Source organism: Trichococcus pasteurii (genome assembly GCF_900112935.1).
Classification (GTDB): Bacteria; Bacillota; Bacilli; order Lactobacillales; family Aerococcaceae; genus Trichococcus; species Trichococcus pasteurii.
Genome location: NZ_FONM01000009.1, coordinates 89907 through 108018 on the forward strand (window position 1 = coordinate 89907; position 18112 = coordinate 108018).

Annotated in this window: 21 protein-coding genes; all 21 read left to right on the forward strand. The window is 46.1% G+C overall.

Annotated elements, in window-relative coordinates:
- Window positions 1-213: 213 nt before the first annotated feature.
- Window positions 214-1371: a glycosyltransferase gene (locus BM184_RS09070; RefSeq protein WP_245830750.1), complete on the forward strand. Its 1158-nt coding sequence runs from the start codon at window positions 214-216 to the stop codon at window positions 1369-1371.
- A 119-nt stretch (window positions 1372-1490) separates the two neighbouring features.
- Window positions 1491-2357 (forward strand): NAD(P)-dependent oxidoreductase, encoded by an 867-nt coding sequence (locus BM184_RS09075; RefSeq protein WP_086943394.1) that lies wholly within the window; start codon window positions 1491-1493, stop codon window positions 2355-2357.
- A gap of 195 nt (window positions 2358-2552) precedes the next feature.
- Window positions 2553-2783: a YkuJ family protein gene (locus BM184_RS09080; protein ID WP_068559993.1), complete on the forward strand. Its 231-nt coding sequence runs from the start codon at window positions 2553-2555 to the stop codon at window positions 2781-2783.
- Window positions 2784-2972: 189 nt separating this feature from the next.
- Window positions 2973-4262, forward strand: coding sequence for a homoserine dehydrogenase (locus BM184_RS09085; protein WP_086943393.1), 1290 nt, complete (start codon window positions 2973-2975; stop codon window positions 4260-4262).
- An 82-nt stretch (window positions 4263-4344) separates the two neighbouring features.
- The gene (gene thrB, locus BM184_RS09090) at window positions 4345-5214 is read left to right on the forward strand and encodes a homoserine kinase (RefSeq protein ID WP_086943392.1); all 870 of its coding nucleotides are present in this window, start codon (window positions 4345-4347) and stop codon (window positions 5212-5214) included.
- A 739-nt stretch (window positions 5215-5953) separates the two neighbouring features.
- Entirely contained in the window at window positions 5954-6481 is a 528-nt protein-coding gene (locus BM184_RS09095; protein ID WP_086943391.1) for a YqeG family HAD IIIA-type phosphatase, read from the forward strand.
- Window positions 6474-7601 carry a ribosome biogenesis GTPase YqeH gene (gene yqeH / locus BM184_RS09100; protein ID WP_086943390.1) on the forward strand — a complete coding sequence of 376 codons (1128 nt, stop codon included), beginning with the start codon at window positions 6474-6476 and terminating at the stop codon, window positions 7599-7601. Before BM184_RS09095 ends, yqeH begins: the two co-directional genes overlap by 8 nt.
- A gap of 230 nt (window positions 7602-7831) precedes the next feature.
- Window positions 7832-8143 (forward strand): ribosome assembly RNA-binding protein YhbY, encoded by a 312-nt coding sequence (gene yhbY / locus BM184_RS09105; RefSeq protein WP_086943389.1) that lies wholly within the window; start codon window positions 7832-7834, stop codon window positions 8141-8143.
- A 77-nt stretch (window positions 8144-8220) separates the two neighbouring features.
- On the forward strand, window positions 8221-8847 hold the full coding sequence (locus BM184_RS09110; protein ID WP_086943465.1) for a nicotinate-nucleotide adenylyltransferase: 627 nt from the start codon (window positions 8221-8223) through the stop codon (window positions 8845-8847).
- The gene (gene yqeK, locus BM184_RS09115) at window positions 8834-9448 is read left to right on the forward strand and encodes a bis(5'-nucleosyl)-tetraphosphatase (symmetrical) YqeK (protein ID WP_086943388.1); all 615 of its coding nucleotides are present in this window, start codon (window positions 8834-8836) and stop codon (window positions 9446-9448) included. The genes BM184_RS09110 and yqeK overlap by 14 nt, the downstream gene beginning before the upstream one ends.
- Window positions 9448-9813, forward strand: coding sequence for a ribosome silencing factor (gene rsfS, locus BM184_RS09120; protein WP_086943387.1), 366 nt, complete (start codon window positions 9448-9450; stop codon window positions 9811-9813). Before yqeK ends, rsfS begins: the two co-directional genes overlap by 1 nt.
- Window positions 9810-10553 carry a class I SAM-dependent DNA methyltransferase gene (locus BM184_RS09125; RefSeq protein WP_086943386.1) on the forward strand — a complete coding sequence of 248 codons (744 nt, stop codon included), beginning with the start codon at window positions 9810-9812 and terminating at the stop codon, window positions 10551-10553. The genes rsfS and BM184_RS09125 overlap by 4 nt, the downstream gene beginning before the upstream one ends.
- 54 nt (window positions 10554-10607) lie before the next feature.
- A complete protein-coding gene (locus tag BM184_RS09130; protein ID WP_086943385.1) occupies window positions 10608-11825 on the forward strand; it encodes a nucleotidyltransferase in 1218 nt (405 codons plus the stop codon).
- A gap of 142 nt (window positions 11826-11967) precedes the next feature.
- A complete protein-coding gene (locus BM184_RS09135) occupies window positions 11968-13185 on the forward strand; it encodes a carboxylate--amine ligase (protein WP_086943384.1) in 1218 nt (405 codons plus the stop codon).
- A gap of 41 nt (window positions 13186-13226) precedes the next feature.
- Complete coding sequence (locus BM184_RS09140; RefSeq protein WP_086943383.1) at window positions 13227-13931, forward strand: aspartate/glutamate racemase family protein; 705 nt, start codon at window positions 13227-13229, stop codon at window positions 13929-13931.
- A 94-nt stretch (window positions 13932-14025) separates the two neighbouring features.
- The gene (locus BM184_RS09145) at window positions 14026-14583 is read left to right on the forward strand and encodes a YceD family protein (RefSeq protein WP_177208609.1); all 558 of its coding nucleotides are present in this window, start codon (window positions 14026-14028) and stop codon (window positions 14581-14583) included.
- 59 nt (window positions 14584-14642) lie between these two features.
- Window positions 14643-14822: a 50S ribosomal protein L32 gene (gene rpmF, locus BM184_RS09150; RefSeq protein WP_086943381.1), complete on the forward strand. Its 180-nt coding sequence runs from the start codon at window positions 14643-14645 to the stop codon at window positions 14820-14822.
- A 149-nt stretch (window positions 14823-14971) separates the two neighbouring features.
- Window positions 14972-15349, forward strand: coding sequence for a DUF3397 family protein (locus BM184_RS09155; protein ID WP_086943380.1), 378 nt, complete (start codon window positions 14972-14974; stop codon window positions 15347-15349).
- A 33-nt stretch (window positions 15350-15382) separates the two neighbouring features.
- On the forward strand, window positions 15383-16426 hold the full coding sequence (locus tag BM184_RS09160) for a glycosyltransferase (RefSeq protein ID WP_086943379.1): 1044 nt from the start codon (window positions 15383-15385) through the stop codon (window positions 16424-16426).
- Between the two features lie 254 nt (window positions 16427-16680).
- The gene (gene mraZ / locus BM184_RS09165; RefSeq protein ID WP_086943378.1) at window positions 16681-17112 is read left to right on the forward strand and encodes a division/cell wall cluster transcriptional repressor MraZ; all 432 of its coding nucleotides are present in this window, start codon (window positions 16681-16683) and stop codon (window positions 17110-17112) included.
- An 8-nt stretch (window positions 17113-17120) separates the two neighbouring features.
- Window positions 17121-18071 carry a 16S rRNA (cytosine(1402)-N(4))-methyltransferase RsmH gene (gene rsmH / locus BM184_RS09170; RefSeq protein WP_086943377.1) on the forward strand — a complete coding sequence of 317 codons (951 nt, stop codon included), beginning with the start codon at window positions 17121-17123 and terminating at the stop codon, window positions 18069-18071.
- The last annotated feature ends 41 nt before the right edge of the window (window positions 18072-18112 follow it).

Here is an 18112-nt window from a genome sequence, read left to right on the forward strand (position 1 = left end):
ATTTCAAGCCAATTATGATTGCAGACCCCTATATTTGTGGAAGCCGCTTCGTGAAAATATATTTTGAAAGTAGGTCTGCGGGATGAGTGACAAATATCAGAATGTTCTATATACTGGATATGTTGAGCAATTATAAATTTAATGGGATTTTTTCGAGGTGAAGTCATGAGAATAGGCATGTTTACAGATTCGTATTTTCCTCAAGTGAGCGGGGTGTCAACATCAATCCGCACTTTGAAAGAGGAATTGGAGGCAGAAGGTCATGAGGTCATCATTTTTACCACCACTGACCCAAAAGCTGATGAAGATGAAAAAAATATAATCCGTTTGACCAGTATCCCGTTCTTATCTTTCAAAGATCGCAGGATTGCGGTCAAAGGAATGAACAAAGCGCTGAAGGAAGCGAAGAAACAGAAGATAGATATTGTGCATACACATACGGAGTTCAGCTTGGGGTTGACGGGCAAATTTGTCGGTTATATGTTGCAGATTCCGACAGTGCACACCTACCACACCATGTACGAAAAATATCTGCATTACATCGCTAACGGAAGAGTGGTGAAGCCCAAAGCGGTAAAAATTGCTTCCCGCTACTTCTGCAACCGAACGATGGGCATCATTGCTCCGAGTCAGCAAATGAAAGAGAAATTGGCCTCCTACAACATCTATAAGGAAATTCGCGTCATCCCAACGGGTGTTCAGATACCGGATCGGATTGACGGCATCAAAGCCAAGAAACGCGAAGAATTGGGCATTTCGGATTCCGAACTGGTGTTGCTCTCCCTGAGCAGGCTGTCCTCGGAAAAAAACCTGGATAAACTCGTTCATGCTTTCCCTGAGGTCGTGGAAGCCTACCCGTCCGCGAAGCTTATTTTCGTGGGTGACGGACCGATGCGCCACGAGTTGGAGACGCTGGTGTCGGAAATGGGCTTGGCCGGAAACGTCATTTTTGTCGGAGAAGTCAGAAATGAAGATGTGAGCGAATATTATCAGATGGCAGACATTTATATCAATGCTTCAGACTCGGAAACGCAAGGCTTGACTTATCTGGAATCGATTGTTAACGGGTGTCCAGTCATCGCTAAACGGAATGACTACTTATCCGGTCTGATTAAAGAAGACAGCCTGGGGATGTTGTTCGACGAGGATGGCAAAATCGGCAAGACCATCATCGCCTATGCGGATTTTTATCACAGCTCGGATGTTGCGACAAATCAAGAAGTATGGGATGGGCTGATGCAGGAAATTTCATCAAAAACGTTTGCGGAGGCAGTATTGAGCTATTATCAAACAAGTATCGACATTTATGAATCGCAGCCGCGCGAAGAAGTGAAATTGAGAGTGAATCTCTTGGAAAAAATCAAACGTTGAGCTTGAATGCCGGGGAACAGATTGCTTGGATAATCTGTTCCCCGGCGCTTTTTTGTTTTTATCTGTGTAATACGTACGGTATACTGTTAACATAGCTTTTGGAAGGGGCGGATTTATAAATGGAAAAAATTGGTTTTATCGGAACGGGCGTCATGGGCTCATCCATGATCAGACATCTCTTGAATGCAGGTTATGCTGTCCACGTCTATAATCGGACGAAAAGCAGGGCGGATGCGGTAATCGCTGAAGGCGCGAAATGGTGCGATACGCCTGGCGACGTGACGGCGCAATCAGATATCGTCATCACGATGGTGGGCTATCCGACGGACGTTGAAGAAACCTATTTTGGGGAGACTGGAATTTTTTCTGAAGCGGATGACCACCATATCCTTGTTGATATGACGACAAGTACGCCGACTTTGGCAGAAAAAATATATGCTTTCGGGAAAGAGAGAGGGATCCGGGCGCTGGATGCTCCGGTATCAGGGGGCGACAAGGGTGCTCGAAACGGAACGCTCACGACGATGGTCGGCGGAGATGAAGAAGCCTTTGATGCCGCAAAAGAAGTCTTGTCGGTTTTTTCGAGCAAGGTGATGCTGCAAGGTCCAGCCGGCAGCGGCCAGCACACAAAAATGGCTAACCAGATCATGGTGGCCGGTACGATGACCGGTATGACGGAATTGCTCGTTTATTCGAAGGCGGCGGGATTGGATTTGGAACGCGTGATCGAACAAGTCGGTTCCGGCAGTGCCGCGAACTGGTCTTTGACGAATTATGCCCCTCGAATCCTGAAAGAAGATTACAGCGCAGGTTTCTTCGTCAAACATTTTGTCAAAGACCTGAAGATCGCACTGGATGAAGCGGATAAGATGGGTATTGATTTGCCGGCTACAAGGCAGGCAGCACTGCTGTACGAACAATTAGCGGGCAAAGGTTTTGCTGATGATGGTACGCAAGCGTTGGTGAAGCTTTGGTGGGGAGAATAAGCTGAAATTGAGACCTTGAGGCCACCAGATTCCTGGAAACTCTTAATATGATGCATCGTTTCGGCAGGTTTTCCGCAATCATAGTGGCGCAATACTCAAATATTGTTTTTCTTGCATAAATTACAGTAAATTGATGCGCACTCAGAAAAAAAATGCTAGAATAAATAAGAAGTTAGTCTTGAAAGGGGAAATATCATGAAACCTTCACAGCTCTCAGCGATCCTTCGTCGCCTAGAAGTAATGATGGAAGACAATGGTGATGTCGAAATCCGTCGTTTTGAAAAAGAAGGCGTAGAACGTTGCGTCGTTAAATACAATCGCGATACGGAAAGTTTTGAATTGGAAGAACACGATTCAAACCAAACTTATCAATTTGATGATCTTGATTTAGTTGCCATCGAAATTTACGAATTATTACAAGATTAATTCATCCATCCTTGCATGAACTAAGGCAGCGGGAAAATGAGCCGGCTCATTTTTCCGCTGCCTTTTTTTGTCCTTTTCATTTTTATGGGAATAAAGTGGCAATCATTAAAAGTTTTTAATTTTTATGTAGAGTAATTCCGCAACTTTCAGTATACTGTGTAATAAGGAAATAATTGAAGAGGTGGAATAATGGCAAACAAGATTTACGTAGGTTTATTAGGACTAGGAACGATAGGGACTGGCGTTGCCCGCATCATAGGTGGCCACCAAAATAAAATCAATCAAGTCGTCGGACAGGAAGTAATCATCAAAACGGTTCTGGACCGCGATATTGATAAATGCAAAGCTTTCTTTGGCGAGTCTGTGCATTGCACAGATAATTTTGATGATATTTTGAATGACGAAGAAATTTCAATCATCGTAGAATTGATCGGATATGTTCCGGCGGCAAAAGATTACATCTCCAAAGCTTTAGCGGCTGGAAAGCATGTCGTTTCAGCGAACAAAGACCTTGTGGCTTTGCATGGCAAAGAATTGGTCACTCTGGCGAAAGCGAACAAATGCGATTTCTTGTATGAAGCAGCTGTTGCTGGCGGCGTTCCGATCTTGCGTGCCATCACGGAAAGTTTCGCTTCCGACAATATCCAAAAAGTTATGGGGATCGTGAATGGTACGACCAACTTCATGATGACGAAAATGGACAAAGAAGGCTATTCTTACGATGAAGCCTTGACATTGGCTCAGGAATTGGGATTTGCCGAGAAAAATCCGACAAGCGATGTCGATGGATTGGATGCAGCACGCAAAATGGTCATTTTGGCTCGCCTTGCATTCGGAACGAACGATGTGACTTTGGATGATGTAGCAGTGGCGGGTATCCGCAACGTTTCCATCAACGACATCAAGTTGGCGAATCGTTTAGGCTACAAAATCAAGCTGATCGGTACTGCCGAAAAAATCGACGACAGCGTCAATGTGGAAGTCGGACCGGTATTTGTTCCGGAATCGCATCCTTTGGCCAGCGTCAACAATGAAATGAATGCTGTCTTTGTCGCCGGGGAAGCTCTTGGGGAGACGATGTTCTACGGAGCCGGAGCTGGTGAGTTGCCTACTGCAACAGCCGTTGTCAGCGATGTGATGAATATCGCTAAGAACATCCTTTTGGGAACAACTGGGAACATCTTTAACGAATATGAGATAGAGACTCGAATCGCGAAGCCTGAGCAGGTCATCAATCCTGTATTCATGCGTTTGGAAGTTACTGATCGTGCAGGCCAGTTTTTGGAATTGGCAAAAATCTTTGCCACTGCAGAAGTCAGCTTTGATAAAATCATCCAAGAGCCATTGGCGAACGGTAAAGCGATCATTGTTATCGTTACGCATCCGATGTCGAAAGCGCAAGAAAATGAAATCATCCAGGCGATGGAAGATAATGATGATATGAAATTGAAGGTCCATTTCAAAGTATTGGAACATTGATCGGACTACTTTCGTATCTCGAATACATTAAAGATCAAGAAATGATGAACCATCGTTCTTTTGGAAAGGATTGATTAGTAGGATGTTTGATATCCGTGTACCGGCAACTTCCGCCAATTTGGGACCAGGCTTCGATTCCCTGGGATTGGCCGTATCATTATATTTGACCTTGACTGTAAAAGAAGAGGCCGACGAGTGGGAAATTCTCCATGATTTAGGAGCGGGGATTCCGACTGATAAAACGAATCTGATTATTGAGACTGCATTGTCTTTGGCCCCGAATATGGCACCGAGGAAAATCACGATGACGAGTGAAGTGCCTGCCGCCAGAGGATTGGGCAGCAGTTCGGCTGCCATCGTTGCAGGGATCGAGTTGGCCAATCAATGCGCAGATCTGCAATTGAGCATTGATGATAAAATTCAAATCGCTACGCGCATCGAAGGCCATCCCGATAATGTGACGCCTGCAATCACAGGGGATTTTACGGTCGGGACCGTCCTGGATTCCAAAGTGTATTGGACGAAGGCGAGTTTCCCAGAGGTTGCCTTGGTAGTGACGATTCCGGAAAAGGAATTGCTGACGAAGGAGAGCAGGGCCGTTTTGCCGGACTCGCTTCCGTTCAAGGAAGCTGTCAAAGGCAGCAGCATCTCGAATATGCTAGTGGCGGCTGTTTTTTCGGGTGACATCGAAAAAGCGGGCGCATTGATGGAGCAGGATGTCTTCCATGAGCCTTATCGGGGCACGTTGGTTCCTGAGTTGAGCCAAGTCCGGGAATTGGGACATGAGATGGGCGCGTACGGTACTTACCTGAGTGGTGCCGGCACGACGATCCTCACGATGATCCATCCTGAAAAGGCAGAGGCGTTCGTTGCCGCGGCCAAAGCCGCTGTAAAAGACAGTGAAGTCAAGCTGCTGCATGTTGAAAAAAATGGTGTGCAAGTAATCAAATGATAGTGGGCCCGAGGAGAAATCCTTGGGTTTTTTGTTTTTAGCTGGGTGCCCGCAGGGGGTTCCGCTTAGTGCTCTCAAGCTGCCGAGGGCATAGCGCACAATAGCGCCATATCAAACGTGTTCTGAATCCCAGAAATCTGTGCCTAAGCTGACTACCACACACGGACAAAAAGCGTCCGTTTAGTGTTAGTCCTCTTAGTGCTCGATTTCTACCCGGGGTTTGTCATGGCTCTTGCGATTTCAATCGCATAATGTGTCGCATCATTTTATTAGTTAAACAGCTCGCAGTGTGGCCCTCTGATGTCGCACTGTGACATCAGAGTACTTGGGCGCTTGCGACCACAGTGCTACCCCACACTCTCCCGCATAGCATCGCGCCTTCTTAAACGCGCTCTGATTCGCAGACACCACTTCCGTTTCGCAAGCGGCTGTCGTCCACAAAAGAGGTGAACGTCATCCGCTTGCTCCAACGTCCGGATGTCTAACCGCGAATCATCGCGCTCTTGTATTTTTTGGTTTATGCTTTATAATGTTACTGGAATGGGGTTATAATATACAATTGGATAGTAGTGAGGCTGGGTCAAAACTTTTTTGCGGGGTACAGGATGCTTGTTTCGGATTGAGTGCCGTGCAGTTTTTCGGTTTTGGGGCGCGACTTGGGGGATTTCTCTCGGGTTCTGCTTGAAAAGTGACGTTGTTGCTTTTTCCCGTCCTCTTATTTTTTTGATGAGGAGACATTATGTTAAATAAATTCAAACCGACATGGATGGTTGAGTCCATCTATCACATTACTCCGGAACAACTTGAAAAGAACAACATCAAAGGTGTCCTGACCGATCTGGACAATACCTTGATCGCCTGGAATAATCCGGAAGGGACACAGGAATTGAAAGATTGGATCGCCTTGATGAAAGAAAATGCGGTACCTGTGGTCATCATTTCCAACAATAGTGATAAACGCATCAAGATAATCGCGGATAAGCTGCAATTGGCTTATGTGCCAAGGTCGATGAAGCCTTCCCGCCGTGGGTACATCAAGGCGGCTGAACAGCTTCAGCTTCCGTTGGATCAATGCCTGATGGTTGGCGATCAGTTGCTTACGGATGTTTTTGGCGCGAATCGAGCGGGAGTCAAGAGTGTGTGGGTAATGCCGATCATCAATTCGGACGGATGGAATACGCGCATAAACAGATTCTTTGAAAGAAAGCTGCTGAAACGTTTGTTAAAAAATGATCCAGGAATGATATGGAGGAAATCACTTGACTAAAGAAGAATTAACAGAAGATCTCTATTGCATCGGTTGTGGGGCGAAAATCCAGACCGAGGATCCGACCGAACGAGGTTATACCCCGGCGGCCGCTCTGCAAAAGGGATTGGAGTCCGGGCAATTATACTGCCAACGTTGTTTCAGATTGCGCCACTATAATCAGATGGAAAAAGTGTCCGTCACGGATGATGAATTTTTGGCGATGCTGAACACCATCTCGATGGAGGATGCTTTGATCGTCAACGTCATCGATTTGTTTGACGTATACGGCAGCATGATCCCCGGCTTGCATCGCTTTGCGGGCAAAAATAAAGTGTTGGTGGTCGGAAATAAAGTGGATGTTTTGCCGAAGTCGGTCAAATTGTCCCGTGTGAAGCAATGGTTGACGGAGCAAGTGCAGTCTGTAGGCTTGCGTCCGGTTGACGTCGTGCTGGTAAGCGGCAAGAAAGCGACGTCCATCGATGAACTGTTGGAAACCATCGAGGAGCTGCGGGATGGCAAAGATGTTTATGTCGTAGGGGTTACGAACGTAGGTAAATCCACTGTCATGAACCAGATCATCCGGGCCGCTACTGGCAACAAGGAAGATGTCATCACGACTTCCCAATTCCCGGGCACCACTTTGGATCAGATCCGTATTCCGTTGGACGATGGGCATTTCCTCATCGATACGCCGGGAATCATCCATCACCATCAAATGGCGCATGTCCTGAGCCCGAAAGAATTGAAGCTCGTAGCGCCGCAACACGAAATCAAACCGATCACTTATCAGTTGAACCCGGAACAGACGCTGTTCTTGGGCGGGGCATCGCGTTTTGATTTCATCAGTGGGGAAAAATCGTCCTTCACTTGCTATTTCGCAAATGACTTGAAAATTCACCGCACCAAATTGGAAAAAGCGGATGAATTCTATGAAAAACATCTGGGTGGCTTGCTGCAACCGCCGTCTGCGGAAGACGCGGAAAATTTCCCGCCGTTGGTCAGACGTGAATTCAATGTCAAAGTACCGTCTGATATCGTATTTTCCGGATTGGGATGGATCACTGTCCGCAAACCAGGCAAAGTCGCAGCATGGGTACCGCAAGGCGTAGATGCAGTAATGCGCAAACCGATCATTTAAGTAGAAAAGCGGTACAAGCCCGCTCTGCCTCGAAAGAAATTTAGGAAATCTGCCCCTGAATGAGCATCGTAGAGCGCAATGGGTCAGATTTATCTAATTTCCGAGAGGCAGGCTTGGATCGCTAGCCATCATATGAGGTGCAGAATTACTTTGGGAATAAATAAAACACCAACGGTGATGCACTTTTGAAAAAAATATATTTTCTTAGAATAATAAGACTGAGGTGTCAAATGGAATTAAGAGGCAAACAAAAACAATATTTGAAAAAAGAAGCGCACCATATGAATCCGCTCTTCCAAGTTGGTAAAGGTGGATTGAACGAAGAGATGCTTTACCAAATCGGGGAAGCATTGGAAAAAAGGGAACTGCTGAAGATCGCTCTTCTGCAGAACACGGATGAGGAAACGGAAGATGTCGCTGCAACGATCGAAGAAAAACTGCAAGCGATCGTCGTCCAACAGATCGGCCGCACGCTGGTGTTGTTCAAACCGTCCTCTAAAGAAAAGAACCGTCGTTATTCGACTGTCGTTGAAAAAATCTAAAGGCAGGCCAATCCATATTTTATTGAGGTGAGAAAAAATTGATCACAACTTTAAATTTGATCGGACAAACGGATTATATGATTATAGAAGAAACAGAGGTCGAGACGCAGATCGCATTCCAGGACCGGAAACGCATCGGCATCATGGGCGGGACCTTCAGTCCGCCGCATTTAGGCCATCTGATCGTCGCGCAGCAGGTTGGGGAACAACTCGGCTTGGATAAGATATATTTCATGCCCGATGCCGAACCTCCTCATATCGATGAAAAAGAGTCGATTTCGGCGAAGCATCGCGAGACGATGGTGCGGCTGTCCATTTCGGGCAATCCGTTGTTCGATATCGAAACCATCGAGTTGGCGCGGGGCGGCAAAAGCTTTACGATCGATACGATGAAATTATTGACGGCCATGCATCCGGATACCGATTATTATTTCATCATCGGCGGGGACATGGTTGAATACTTGCCGAAGTGGAAAAACATCGATGAATTGGTGCAACTTGTGCAGTTCGTAGGCGTCGCCAGGCCAGGATACGGAAGGGAAAGCATCTATCCGATCATCTGGGTCGATGCGCCGTTGATCGACATCAGCTCGACTGAAATCCGCAAGATGGTCAAAACCGGCCGCTCAATCCGTTATTTGGTTAAAGAGGATGTCAAAGATTACATTTTGAAAGAAGGACTCTATCTCGATGACGAAGACTGATCTTGCATACACAGGAAGCTATACAGATTGGACGCGGAAAGCGATTTTGGCGGAAGTGGAAAAACAGATGAAGCCATCGCGGTTCCAACATGTGCTGCGGGTTGAAGCCTGTTCCATCGAATTGGCGGAAAAATATGGTGCATCCGTGGAAGCGTGCTCGTTGGCCGCTCTCCTACACGACTTTTCCAAAGAGCATGATGCAAAAATCATGAAGGAAATCGTCCTGTCCCAAGGGATGGACAGTGAAATGACCGGTTACGGCAGCGAAATCATGCATGGGCCTGTCGGCGCTTATTATGCGGAAACGGTATTCGGGATCACGGATGAGGCTATCCTTGACGCGATCCGCCAGCATACAATCGGCGGCGAGACGATGAGCCTGATCGGGAAAGTCCTGTTCATAGCCGATTACATCGAATCAGGCCGCACGTTCAAGGGTGTTGATGAAGCCAGAAGACTGGCGGGAATCAGCCTGGATGAGGCAGCTTATTTTAAAATAGAAAAAACAATCATCCATCTGGTGAAGAAAGAACTGCCGATTTATCCCGGCACGATCTATGTCTACAACAGTTGGATCCAAAGAAAAGTGGGGAAATCATAATGAAATTAACAAGTGAAGAATTATTGGAAGTAGTGGTTAAAGCTGCAGATGACAAATTGGCTCAGGATATCATGGCATTGGATGTACGCGGGTTGACATCGATCGGTGATTACTTTGTCGTCATGAACGGCCGTAATGAAAAGCAAGTCGCTGCAATCGTTGAAGCGATCGTGGAGAACGTGCACAAAAACAAAGGCGAAATCAAAAACGTTGAAGGCAAAGATTCAGGCAAGTGGACATTGATCGATCTGAACGACGTCATCGTGCATGTATTCAACCATGAGGAACGCGGCTATTACAACATCGAAAAATTATGGAGCGATGCGCCTATGGTCGACATCTCAGGGATGGTCACTGAGCAATGAGCTACGACATCTTTGCCCATTACTATGATGAAATAATGGACCAGTCTGTCTACGACAGCTGGCTTCTTTATGTTGAAAAATATACAGCCGGGAAATCCGGTCTTAACATCATGGAACTGGCTTGCGGGACAGGGAAGATTGCAGTGGAGTTGGCGAAAAAGGGTCATCAGGTAACAGGGGTCGACCTATCCGACGAAATGCTTTCGCTTGCTTACAATCGCATGCAGGAAGAAGGCGTCACGCTTTCTTTGGCCGTGGGGGACATGCGTTCCTTGGAGCCGATGGGGGATTTTGATGTGGTGACGTGCTTCTCTGATTCACTTTGCTACATGTCTGAAGAAGCTGAAGTGGCTGAAGTCTTTCAAAGCGTCATCCGGAATCTCGGTCCCGGCGGTATTTTTTTGTTCGACGTCCACTCGATGCATCAAGTGAACAACGTTTTTCCGGGATATCAGTACATCTACCAGGATGAAGAAGGAGCCTTCCTCTGGGAAAGTTTTGCCGGCGATGCCACGAACAGTGTCGAGCATGATTTGACTTTCTTCGTTGGATCCCAGAAGAATCCGGAATTGTTTGAACGCTATTCGGAATACCATCGCGAACGCACGTATCCGTTGGAAGTCTATAAGCGGCTGCTTGAAGCGGCCGGATTTGTCGATGTGACGGCTACTGCGGAATTCGGTGAGTCTGAAGTGCGCGATGACAGTCCGCGCTGGTTTTTTGCCTGCAAAAAAGCTTAAGCAAGCCGAGGCAAAAATCCGCGCAATCATAAATGAATCAAAGGGGGCGCTTCGATGAAAGCCTGTGGAGTAATCGCAGAATATAATCCTTTCCACAACGGACACCGCTATCAATTGTCGGAAGCCAAGCGGATGACCCAAAGCGATGTCATGGTTGTCGCAATGAGCGGCAATTTTGTCCAAAGGGGTGCGCCCGCTCTGTTGGATAAATGGACGCGTGCGGAAATCGCATTGCGGAACGGCGCGGATATTGTTGTGGAGATGCCCGTATTGGGGAGTGTGCAGGCCGCGGATCTGTTCGCAAAGGCAGGCATCCGCTTGTTGCAGGCGATGCAGTGCGATGCTTTTGCATTCGGGGCTGAAGAAGGAACAGCGGAAGATTTCATTTCGCACAGCCGCTTATTGCGCGAACACGGATCGGAAATCGATCGGATTTTTCAGACTTACCGAAATGATGGCAGAACCTATGCTGCGCAATTGGAAACGGCCATTGCCGAGGTCCTGCGCCCACAAGGTTCTGCCATTTCCTTTTCAACACCCAACAATCAGCTCGGGTTGGCTTATGTCAAAGAAAATGAACAATTCCCCGAACCGATGGAAACGGCCATCGTGCTCAGGAGAGGCGCCGGACACAACGACAGCGATTCTTTCGGACAAGAATTTGCAAGTGGGACCGCCATTCGCGAATGGGCGCTCCACCACGGAAAGCAAAGCGAAGGGAATGGCATGGGCAGGTTTGTGCCGGAAGAGACGTTAGAGGCGCTGGAGAGGCGTCCTCTGCTTGAGTGGGAACCTTACTGGTCGATGCTGCAGTATCAGCTTATGTTGCTTTCGCATGCGGAACTCCGGAACATCTATCAAGTTGAAGAGGGCCTGGAATACAGGCTGAAAAAGGAAGCCGAGGATGCACCTGATTTTATGGCTTTCATTCAGCGCATGAAGACCAAGCGTTGGACATGGGCCAGGCTGCAGCGTGTCTGCACCTATATTTTGTTGGGTATTACCAAGGAAGAAGCGCATTCCTTCCAGGAAAAAGCGGATGCCATCCGGTTACTCGGATTTACGGAAGCCGGAAGACGCTATCTGAATCAATTGAAAAAAAACACGGAAATCCCGATCGTCACGAAAGTGCGTGAACCACATACGGCGGATCTGAAACTGGAAATCCGGAGTGACCGCATCTATCGATTGGGCGCCGTACAGGTTTTGGAAGAGCAAAATTTCACCCGCTCGCCCGTTTATATCCGAAACGGTCTGCAGAATCCGAAATAAGACGTTTCCGGAATTTAATGAAAACTTTAATGAAAAATCGCAAGAAGCGTTTGACGGGCCACAACCAAAGAAATATAATGGATAGGTTAATAGATGCTAGAGCCTTTAATATTCGGTTTTAGGCACTAAGGAGGACAATCAAATGAGCGAAGAAGCCAACTCCGTCAGTTTCGTTCCCGTAATCGTAGGGGGGAACAGAGGAGCCTATAGTTTGGCGAGAGCTTTCTATGAAGCGTACCAAGTTAAAACGAATATCATCAGCCCGATGATCATAGGTCCTATCGGCAATTCCCGCATCATCAAGCATTACATCCAACCGGGAATCGATGACCTGGATCATTTTTTTGAAACCATCCAACAAATCGGCCGCGACTATCCGAATATGAAAAAAATCATCTTCGGGGCAGACGATCGCTATGCGGAACTGCTGATCCGAACGAAAAACCGCTTCGGTGATGATTGGATCATTCCGTACGTGGATGAACCCGTTTTCCTGCGGGCGACCAATAAGGAAAGTTTTTACGCCATCTGTGAAAAAGCAGGCGTTCCATATCCGAAGACTCTAGTCATGGATGAATTTTCACTTGATTTGCCGTTTGAATTTCCGATCATCATTAAGCCTTCGAATGCCATCATGTACCAGGGGCTTCATTTTGAAGGCAAAGAAAAAGTCTTCATCGGACGGGATGAGAAAGATCTTGAACGCATCTACCATTTAGTGCGTGACAACGGCTATACGGACAACCTGATCCTGCAGGAATACGTGCCCGGCGATGATACTTATCTTGGCGTCGTAACGGTCTACACATCGCCTCGGGACAAGGAAATCAAGCTGATTGCGTTCGGGCACATCCTCCTGGAAGACCATACGCCATCCGCCATCGGAAACCACCTGACGATCTGGGCCAGGGAAGAGCAGAAGATTGTTGCTTCCGTTCAAAAGTTGATTGCGGAAACCGAGTTTTATGGTTTCTCCAATTTTGACGTGAAGTACGATAAGCGCAAAGATGACTATGTTTTCTTTGAATTGAACGGGCGTCTTGGCGTCAGCAACTATTATGTTACCGCCAGCGGGAATAATGTCGCGAAATACTATGTTGAAGATTACATCGCCAAGAAAAAACTTGGGGTGACCATCAACACGAATGAAGCCTTATTCACTATGACACCAAAAAATCTTTTGCTGAAATACATCGAGTCCGACGTGTTGAGGAAAAAAGTAAAAGAGCTGTACAAGGATGGGAAAGTAGTGCACCCTTTGGATGCGCCTTTTGAAGTCAGCCCAAAAAGAAAATTCTATGTGTTGGCTTCCAAATTCAATTATTACAAAAAATTCAGAGAGCATCCGCCAGAGGAATGAGCTGAATCAAGAAACAAACGGGAAACGAGGGATGAGAAAGTATGAAAAAATTTTTTGGTATTCTTGGAGGAATGGGAACGCTGGCGACGACCAACTTTCTTGTTGAAATGAATAAGCGTCATTTCCCCGAAAACGACCAGGATTATTTCAATTACATTCTGATGAATCACGCTGATATTCCAGATCGTACGGAATATATTTTGGATCCGACCAAACCGAATCCAGTGGAAGCAGTGATAGAAGATGTTCATATGTTGAATCTTCTTCAGCCGGAATTCATCATCATGCCCTGCAATACTATCCATTATTTCTTCGATGATATTCAAAAGGAAACGGATATTCCGATTTTGAATATGATCGATCTTACGGTCGACTATATTGCGGAACATTATGAGGGCGCAAAAAAAGTCGGATTATTTGCCACAGAGGGAACGCATCAGAGCCGCATCTACGAAAATCGACTTATTGAGAAAGGCTACCAAGTGGTATTGCCGGACAGAGAATTACAAGACAAGATCAATAAAATGATTTATTATTACATCAAAGAGAGATCGCATTTATTTTTCCCTTTGTATTACGAAATTTTGGAAGATTTCAAAAATTGCGGTGCGGACATTGTGCTGTTGGGTTGCACGGAAGTTTCGTTGATGAACAGTGAGGACGAAGAACAACGCTATCCGGTCGTCGACGCGGAAAAGGTGCTTTTGGACAAAACGATTGCGTTGGCCAAAGAATTAAAAGCGTAAAAAAACGTTTTCCTTTTTGGATGTAAAGGAAAATACATTGACAAAGGTTTTTTTCACTAGTATAATTCAATTTGTTATTTTAGGGGTGATGGAAATGAAGTGGCCATTAAAAGAATTACAAGAACATCGTGGTGAACCGTACTATTTCTCTCGGACGATAGACCGGGAAAGTTCATTGATGCAAAGAAATAATGAAATCCAGGCAGTGTCGCCGATTAAGGCGGAAGGTTTCTTATTATACGAAAATCATTCTGTGCTTGCCAATTTCCGAATCGATTTAACGATTACCCTGCCTTCGTCAAGGTCGTTGGAATTAGTTGATGTACCCTTGCAAATAGCAATCGAAGAAGTGTACACTGAAAGTGAATCACTCTATCTCGAGCAGGATAAACCTGCGGAAGTCGTGCTGCCGCTTGAAGGCGATGAAGTGAATCTGGTCCCCGCTATCGAGGACAACATTCTGCTGAATCTGCCTCTACAAGTCTTCACGCCGGAAGAGATGGTGTCTGAGGAAATGCCTAGTGGCGCTGAATGGGAAGTTGTTTCCGAAGAATCTTTCGCAAGAAAGAGACAAGAGGAAAAAACCGATCAGATCGATCCGCGATTAGCTGGTCTGAAGGCCCTGTTAGAAGACGAAGAAAAAACAGAGTGAAATTTTTGACGCTGATTTTTTAAATAAATACAGCGATTAATACAGGGAGGTGTAAGGAAATGGCAGTACCTAAAAGAAGAACATCTAAAGCGAGAAAAGCAAAAAGACGTACGCACTTCAAGTTATCGATTCCAGGCTTGAACGCATGCCCTAACTGTGGCGAATTGAAAAAGAGCCACCACGTTTGCGCATCATGCGGACAATATGATGGAGAAGTAATTATCGAAAAACAAAGCTAATCATGAAATGCCATCCGCAATTCCAGTCAGCAGAATGAATTTTCTGCTGGCTTTTTTTGTTTTCATTTTTCAGGAGGCATAATTTTCCGGAATGAGGTAAAATGTGTTTATGCGGCATGGACGCCATATTTTCGTAAAGGAGCGTTGGAATGCAAAACTTCCATTATTTTGAAATTCTTTTGTATGTTTTTCCGATTTTAGAAATCATTCTGATCAATAAATATTTTAGGCCGTATCTCAGGTACAAACAAATTATCCAACTGACGGTTGCGGATGTCGTCTTGCCGTTTTTGTTCGTAGGCATCCATCTGCTGAGTGTCTACAGTCTGACTTTTTCGCTGTTGCCGCATTTTTTGCTGGCGGCCTGCGTCGTCGGCCTGCTGCAGACGCTGTATTTCGACAAACGCAGAAAGGTCCACCAGCCGAAGCGGTTTTATCGTTATTTCATAAAAATACTGTTTTTGATGGCGCTGCTTTTTTATTACATGTTGGTGCTGTTGCGCATTTATTTCCTCATAAGAGGATAGTCCGAAAATTGAAGAACGAGGTGGCACGAAATCATGAAAGTATTATTGTACTCTGAAGGCATGAAATACATCGGGAAATCCGGTTTAGGCAGAGCAATCGAGCACCAGAAAAAAGCGCTCGCACTGGAAGGGATATCTTTTACGACAGACTACAGAGATGATTTTGATCTGATGCACATCAATACCTACTTCGGGCAGTCCTATCGTTTGTTGCATAAAGTCAAAAAGCAGGGGAAACCAATCGTTTATCATGCCCACTCCACAAAGGAGGACTTCCGGAATTCCTTTATCTTCTCCAATGCGGTTGCACCGCTGTTCAGCAAGTGGATTCTGCACTGCTACAGCCATGGCGATGTGGTCTTGACGCCTACCCCTTATTCCAAGCAATTGCTGCAGCAGGCAGGTTTGGAACAGCCGATCATACCGATTTCGAACGGAATCGATTTGTCGTTTTACCAAGCGACTGCGGAGATGGGTGCGTCTTTCCGACAGAAGTACGGGTATAAGGCAGCGGACAAAGTCGTCATGTCTGTAGGCCTTTACATCAAACGGAAAGGCATCCTTGATTTTGTCGCCTTAGCCAAAGCGATGCCTGCTTACCAGTTCATCTGGTTCGGGTACTTGAACCTCCACCAAGTTCCGCGGGAAATCCGTGAAGCCGTGGAGACAAAATTACCCAATCTGCAATTTGCCGGTTATGTGACTCCTGATGAGCTCAGGAACGCATACTGTGGTGCTGATTTGTTTTTCTTCCCAACTTACGAGGAAACGGAAGGAATCGTTCTTCTGGAGGCACTCGCCATGGGACAGGAGATCCTGATCCGGGATATACCGATTTATGAGGATGACTTGGTCGATGGCAAGCATGTCTACAAAGGCAAGACGAATGACGATTTCCGAAGGTTGATCAGCGGCATTTTGGAAGGCGACCTGCCTTCTCTGAAGGCCGCAGGACAGGAGCGTATCCGCCAGAAGGATCTCAGCTGCATCGGTTCTGAATTGAGGAGCGCTTACGAAACGGCCATCCAGTTGCATAAGTCCGAAAACAAGCGGAATTCGGCTCCGCAAACAAAATGATTTTTTGGGAGAAATCCCCACTTTCAATAAATTTGTCAAAAGCAGCTGATCGGAACCGAGCTTATTCTGCTTGGTGCTTGTGATGTCCCATCCTTGAGCCAGACAAAAAGATAGATGATAACTGAAAACAAATTGATTTCGATAAATAATCGAAATCAATTTGTTTTTTTTATGAATTGTTCGGGAAAATGTGGTAGAAAGTGGGGGGATGTGGTAGACTGAAAACATATTTGAAGGTGGGGGCGAGTGTCTTTATGTTGATGGGCGAATTCAAACACAATATAGATGCTAAAGGCAGATTGATAATGCCCGCAAAATTTCGTGAGGAATTAGGCGATACGTTCATCATCACCCGTGGATTGGACGGCTGTTTGTTCGGCTATCCGTTAAGCCAATGGGAGCTGCTCCAGGAAAAATTAAAACAGCTGCCCCTTGCCAAAAAAGATGCGCGTGCTTTTACCCGTTTCTTCTATTCAGCCGCTATGGAAGCTGAATTGGATAAACAAGGGCGCATCAATATCCCTCAAACATTATTGGATTATGCGAAAATTGAAAAAGAATGTCGTATTGTCGGAGTAGCCGACCGTATTGAAATATGGAGCAATGAGAAGTGGGAAGAATTTGCTGATGAGGCTGCCGAAAACTTCGAAGATATTGCTGAAACGATGATTGACTTTGGATTGTAGGTGCAGAAATGGAAAAATTTGAACATTATAGCGTGTTGTTAAAGGAGTCCATCGATGGTTTGAACATCAAACCGGATGGCATCTATGTCGATTGCACTTTAGGTGGTGCCGGACATAGCAGCGTGATTTTATCAAAACTAAATGAGAATGGGCATCTGTATGCCTTTGACCAGGACCGTATCGCTATCGAAAATGCTGAAGCGATGTTGGGGACTTATATCGAAAAGGGCATGGTGACACTCATCAAGGCTAATTTTCGGAATATCAAAGAAGAACTGGAAAACCGTGGCGTTTATGGCGTAGACGGCATCCTGTACGATTTGGGAGTGTCTTCCCCACAATTGGACCAAGCTGAACGAGGGTTCAGTTACCGCTATGATGCACCTCTCGACATGCGCATGGACCAAGAGCAGGAACTGACGGCCCGCGTCATTGTGAACGAGTGGCCTTTTGCTGAATTAGTGAAGATTTTTTATCGCTATGGTGAAGAGAAATTTTCAAAACAGATTGCCCGAAAAATCGAAAACATCAGAGAAACCCAACCGATTGAGACGACCGGTGAACTGGTCGAAATCATCAAAGACTGCATCCCGGCACCGGCCAGAAGAAAAGGCGGGCACCCGGCTAAGCGCATTTTTCAAGCTTTGCGCATCGCCGTCAACGACGAATTGTCCGCTATTGAAGATTCGATAGAGGATGGCTTGAAGATGCTGAACGTAGGAGGGCGCATGAGCGTCATTTCCTTCCAGTCCTTGGAGGACCGGATCGTTAAAGTCCTTTTCAAAGAAGCCAGCTCGAAAGAGGAAACTTTACCTTTGTTGCCTATTCTTCCCGAGGAATATGAAGCGGACTACAAGCTGATCAGCCGAAAACCAATCTTGCCCAATGAAGCGGAATTGAGTGAAAATTCGCGCTCCCAAAGTGCAAAATTGCGTGTCATCGAAAGAGTCAAGAAATAACAGGAGCACAGCAGCTCTGTAACTAAAGATCATCAGTCGGA

What these genes read in the sequence shown, in the direction of transcription:
- yqeK (WP_086943388.1), top strand. Translation starts at nt 8,834, where the DNA reads ATGACGAAGACTGATCTTGCATACACAGGAAGCTATACAGATTGGACG.
- BM184_RS09080 (WP_068559993.1), top strand. Translation starts at nt 2,553, where the DNA reads ATGAAACCTTCACAGCTCTCAGCGATCCTTCGTCGCCTAGAAGTAATG.
- yhbY (WP_086943389.1), top strand. Translation starts at nt 7,832, where the DNA reads ATGGAATTAAGAGGCAAACAAAAACAATATTTGAAAAAAGAAGCGCAC.
- BM184_RS09125 (WP_086943386.1), top strand. Translation starts at nt 9,810, where the DNA reads ATGAGCTACGACATCTTTGCCCATTACTATGATGAAATAATGGACCAG.
- BM184_RS09135 (WP_086943384.1), top strand. Translation starts at nt 11,968, where the DNA reads ATGAGCGAAGAAGCCAACTCCGTCAGTTTCGTTCCCGTAATCGTAGGG.
- rsmH (WP_086943377.1), top strand. Translation starts at nt 17,121, where the DNA reads ATGGAAAAATTTGAACATTATAGCGTGTTGTTAAAGGAGTCCATCGAT.
- BM184_RS09130 (WP_086943385.1), top strand. Translation starts at nt 10,608, where the DNA reads ATGAAAGCCTGTGGAGTAATCGCAGAATATAATCCTTTCCACAACGGA.
- BM184_RS09110 (WP_086943465.1), top strand. Translation starts at nt 8,221, where the DNA reads ATGATTATAGAAGAAACAGAGGTCGAGACGCAGATCGCATTCCAGGAC.
- BM184_RS09075 (WP_086943394.1), top strand. Translation starts at nt 1,491, where the DNA reads ATGGAAAAAATTGGTTTTATCGGAACGGGCGTCATGGGCTCATCCATG.
- BM184_RS09095 (WP_086943391.1), top strand. Translation starts at nt 5,954, where the DNA reads ATGTTAAATAAATTCAAACCGACATGGATGGTTGAGTCCATCTATCAC.
- BM184_RS09160 (WP_086943379.1), top strand. Translation starts at nt 15,383, where the DNA reads ATGAAAGTATTATTGTACTCTGAAGGCATGAAATACATCGGGAAATCC.
- rpmF (WP_086943381.1), top strand. Translation starts at nt 14,643, where the DNA reads ATGGCAGTACCTAAAAGAAGAACATCTAAAGCGAGAAAAGCAAAAAGA.
- rsfS (WP_086943387.1), top strand. Translation starts at nt 9,448, where the DNA reads ATGAAATTAACAAGTGAAGAATTATTGGAAGTAGTGGTTAAAGCTGCA.
- mraZ (WP_086943378.1), top strand. Translation starts at nt 16,681, where the DNA reads ATGTTGATGGGCGAATTCAAACACAATATAGATGCTAAAGGCAGATTG.
- BM184_RS09085 (WP_086943393.1), top strand. Translation starts at nt 2,973, where the DNA reads ATGGCAAACAAGATTTACGTAGGTTTATTAGGACTAGGAACGATAGGG.
- BM184_RS09140 (WP_086943383.1), top strand. Translation starts at nt 13,227, where the DNA reads ATGAAAAAATTTTTTGGTATTCTTGGAGGAATGGGAACGCTGGCGACG.
- BM184_RS09155 (WP_086943380.1), top strand. Translation starts at nt 14,972, where the DNA reads ATGCAAAACTTCCATTATTTTGAAATTCTTTTGTATGTTTTTCCGATT.
- thrB (WP_086943392.1), top strand. Translation starts at nt 4,345, where the DNA reads ATGTTTGATATCCGTGTACCGGCAACTTCCGCCAATTTGGGACCAGGC.
- BM184_RS09145 (WP_177208609.1), top strand. Translation starts at nt 14,026, where the DNA reads ATGAAGTGGCCATTAAAAGAATTACAAGAACATCGTGGTGAACCGTAC.